This window comes from Streptomyces sp. NPDC005195 (genome assembly GCF_040608315.1).
Taxonomy (GTDB): Bacteria; Actinomycetota; Actinomycetes; order Streptomycetales; family Streptomycetaceae; genus Streptomyces; species Streptomyces kaempferi.
Map to the genome: position 1 here is coordinate 1 of NZ_JBEXHZ010000180.1, position 3,906 is coordinate 3,906.

Below are 3,906 nucleotides of genomic sequence, written 5' to 3' on the forward strand. Positions count from 1 at the left end.
CTCGCCTCCGCCTTTGCCGCCGCACCCGCGTCCCAGGCTGCCGCCGCACCCGCGGCAGCCACCGCCGACTTCACCTGCCAGAGCCTGGACCTCGTGGACAAGCCGTTCATACCGCCCCTGGCGTTCGGAACCAACTGCACCGGTGTCATATCCGGGGCGACCTCGCAGACCATCACCGACGGCACGCACACGTACCGTTGTGGCTACTACGAGTTCGCGCGCGCGAGCCTCCTCGTCGGTGTCGATTGCTGGTGACGCCGAAGGCCTGCCGGCCCTTGGCGCACACGTGACCGCCAAGGGCCGATTGCCACAAGCACAGGTGACCGCAAGATCCTCGCGCATGGGGTATAGGTAGCTGGTCCCGTCACCGAAGTCCTTCGTGTTCTTGCTGACGAAGTAGACCGTCTCGTCGGGATGCCCTCGCATTTACTTGCTCTTTCGAGACCTATACCATGAAGCGAACATCGCCCTTATCAGAAAGATAATTGCAACGCCGATCCATGCTCGCGGAAAACCGCTGAAAGTTGCTGCGATGCCGATGATGAGTCCGACGAGCAGCAGTCCGGTTGCGAATTGGAAGTAGCGCCGCATTGCGGCTTTCTGCCCTACATTTGACTCAAGGCCAGACACATTTCCTCCCTAGCGAATAGGAGATCCGGGGTACGACTGCTGCCGTACCCCGGATCTAAGAGGCTGTCTCACGTGGCAAGTTCCGCGAGCTTCTTGAGTAGCTCAGGGCGGTGGCCATGGCCAGGCTTCGGATCTGCCGGTCATCGCGGTCCACGTACGGGATCTTGAGGCCTCGAGTAACCCATGGCAGGCTCATGCCGCATGATCGATGAATTCGCGAAGGACAACCTGCACGGGAGACTGCGGCGGGACCGCAAAGCGCTGCTCTGGAAACTCGACGGCCTGTCCGAATACGACGCCCGCCGACCTTTGACAGTGACCGGGACCAACCTCCTCGGCCTGGTCAAACACCTAGCCAGCGTCGAGGCCAGGTACTTCGGCGAGGTCTTCGACCGCCCATCCCCGGAACCGCTGCCCCGGTGGCAGGACCACGACGGCAGCGATCTGTGGGCGGCCGAGGACGAGGCGCGCGATCAGATCATCGAGTCCTACCGGCGCACGTGGGAACACTCAGACGCAACGATCGACGAGCTTGCCCTCGATGCCCCCGGCCACGTGCCGTGGTGGCCGGAGCCTTATCTCAACACGAACCTGTTCGCCATCATGGTCCACGTCCTCGGCGAGACAAACCGGCATGCCGGGCACGCCGACATCCTGCGCGAAGGCGTCGATGGCCGAACCGGGATGCGCCCCGAACATGAGATGCAGATCGATGAGGAAGCCCGCGCTGCCTACTGCGCGAAGATCGAACGGGCCGCCAGAACGGCCGCACCAACCAAGGCATAGAAGGCTGTGCCACGTGACTTGATGTTCGAACGGCACGATGCCGGCCGTGGGTGCTGATCCGTCGAAGCGTCTGGTTCCTGATGAGCTCTGGGAGCTTGCCGCCCCGTTACTTCCCGTGTTCGCGGCTCGACCGCAAGGCGGCGGACCGCTCCGCGTGACGAGCGCGCGGCGCCCGCGTCGTCTTGACCTCCCGCAGCTACATCTACAACGAAGCTCGGCCGCTGCTGAAGTCGTACGCCTATCCCCGACTTCAAGAGCGTCATGTCACTGTGGACGTCGCCGACCTCACCCGCGCCGAACGGCAGCAGATCCTGTACAACCACCTCGGCGTCCTCGGCCCAGTCCGTACCGGACCGGGGACCATCCCCGCGCGCGCGAGGAGCAGATGATCTGGTCCGCGATGCTGGCACTGCCCCCGGGACCATCCCCGCGGGCGCGGGGAGCAGACTGGATGACCTGCGACTTTACCCGCGCGGGTAGCGCGTTTCTAGGACTTTCACCGATTCCGTCATTTCCCCCATATCGTTCGCCGCCTAACCACGGTCAACAGCCTGCGCAACTACCGGCACAACGCTGCGTCCCCGCCCAGCCTGCCCGCCGCGAAAGCCTGCTTCTCAGTCTCTGAGCGGACCACACGTCAGCCAGCAGGCCTCCTGGACCCAGAACTCCTTCGTACGGGCGTTCACGCCGCAGCCCAGCGATGCACCTGCGCCGCCGACCAGGTGCTCACACTGCCGTAGACGTCACGGCCGGAGCAGGCCACCGTGAAGCCCGCGTCAACGGCCTGGACTCGTCAGGGCACCAACTACCGCCAGCCCGTCTGCCGGCATCACCGCGCCTGGCCAACGCCGCGGCCCCAGAACCGACCACGGCAGGTCACCACGTTGTGCACCGGTACGTACGCAGACCCGGTCCGATGTCGGTCCCAGCCGGGGTCCGCGCCCGGGGACACTGTCCCCTCCGCAGCCACAAACCGGTGAACAGTGAACTTGCCCTGGCCGTTCTCTTGTTGGCGCCTCGGGCGGCGTGAGGTGGGACACCCTGGCCGCCGCCCGCGAGCTGTGCAGACCTGTTGCTGCTCAGCGGGTGCGGCCGCTACGCCGGGCTGGGCGAAACCCATGGGGATGAACGTCCAGCGAAAGCCCCGTGTAGTCTTTCCGCCGCGAGGCGGCACTGCCCGCACACCCCTTGAGCGGCCCGGGCTGGTCTCCCCCGTCCAGCCGGGGCTTTTCTGCAGCCGCTCACCCGCCAAGCACCCGCCCACGCAGGCGGATACGCCTGGCCCTGGGCTGCCCGACACCACCACCCGCCATCTTCCCCGACAGCGAAATCCACACCGCAGGATACGGATGGTCACATACCATCGGCGGCGTCCCTGCGCGTACGCCACGCCCTGGTGCGGCACTTCGGCGAGCAGTACACCGAATCCGTCCGCTTGCGGACCGAGACCGGCACCCTGCACACCGGGCAACGGCCCTGTCCCCGCAGCACCCCGCCCCTGATGACGTCACGGCTCTGCTCGGCAGCGCGCCGGTAGATCGCATCATACCACCGTACCCGCCGCCAATGACGGCCACGGCACGTCACATCGCAGTACCTCCGACTGGGGCGGCCTCCGCAGGCAGCGGCTCCCGGCACTGCGCGCACCTCCTCTCCAACTCCCTCGACATCCCACCAGCATCCCGTTCAACACCGCGAACGGGAAGGACGCCCGACCGATCACGCGGACCCTGCCCACCCACCTGCCGTGCAACCGCGCCGCCACATCCAGTCTGCAGTGCGCAACCACGCACTCAGCAGGAGAGCCGTACCGGCGCCCGCGGCCCCGACGCACCTGCACTCCCCTCAGGAAAGCGGCACGGCGCATCTGGCGGCAGCGGCTCTCGTTCGTGCTCGGGCTCACCGACGACAAGCGCCGCCTGCTGTGGGTGTCGGCGGCCAGGCCCGGTCGGACCTCGGAGGTCACTGCCTGCCGTCAGGCGCCTACGGCGCCCCGCGCGGCCATGCTGAACTGCGCGCAAAAGGACGCAGGATCAACCGCAAGCGCGTCACCCGACTGATGCGGACCAACCACATCGCCGGCCGGCACCTACGCAAGAAGAGGCGGACGACGATCGCGGACAGGACCGCGCCGCAAGCGCCGGACCTGGTGATGCGCGACTTCACCGCGGACACGCTGAACACCAGGTGGTGCGGTGACATTACGTACATAGCCGTCGGCACGACATGGCTCCGCCTCGCCACGGTGATCGACATCTGCTCGAGAAAAGTGGTGGGCTGGTCGATCGCCGACCACATGCGGACCTCCCTGGTCACCGACGCGATCGAAATGGCCATGGCCGCCCGCGGCGGCAGGGTTCACGACGTCGTTTTTCACACCGACAGGGGCTCCCAGGGTGGATTCAACCGGTCGTCGCAACACCCTGATCTCGGAGGTGTGCGGCGTGGCCACGGCGGACTGGAGTTTGAAGACCAGCGATGTTCCGGAGG

At 66.4% G+C, this 3,906-nt stretch carries 3 protein-coding genes and 1 pseudogene; all 4 read left to right on the plus strand.

Going from position 1 to position 3,906, the window contains the following annotated elements:
• On the plus strand, positions 1 to 255 hold a 255-nt coding region (locus ABZV34_RS37510; RefSeq protein ID WP_356287185.1), incomplete at its 5' end, for a hypothetical protein.
• A gap of 576 nt (positions 256 to 831) precedes the next feature.
• On the plus strand, positions 832 to 1,416 hold the full coding sequence (locus ABZV34_RS37515; protein WP_356287188.1) for a DinB family protein: 585 nt from the start codon (positions 832 to 834) through the stop codon (positions 1,414 to 1,416).
• A gap of 182 nt (positions 1,417 to 1,598) precedes the next feature.
• On the plus strand, positions 1,599 to 1,805 hold the full coding sequence (locus tag ABZV34_RS37520) for a hypothetical protein (RefSeq protein ID WP_356287191.1): 207 nt from the start codon (positions 1,599 to 1,601) through the stop codon (positions 1,803 to 1,805).
• A 1,592-nt stretch (positions 1,806 to 3,397) separates the two neighbouring features.
• A pseudogene (locus ABZV34_RS37525) lies at positions 3,398 to 3,811 on the plus strand (DDE-type integrase/transposase/recombinase); the annotation flags it as partial.
• Positions 3,812 to 3,906: the final 95 nt, after the last annotated feature.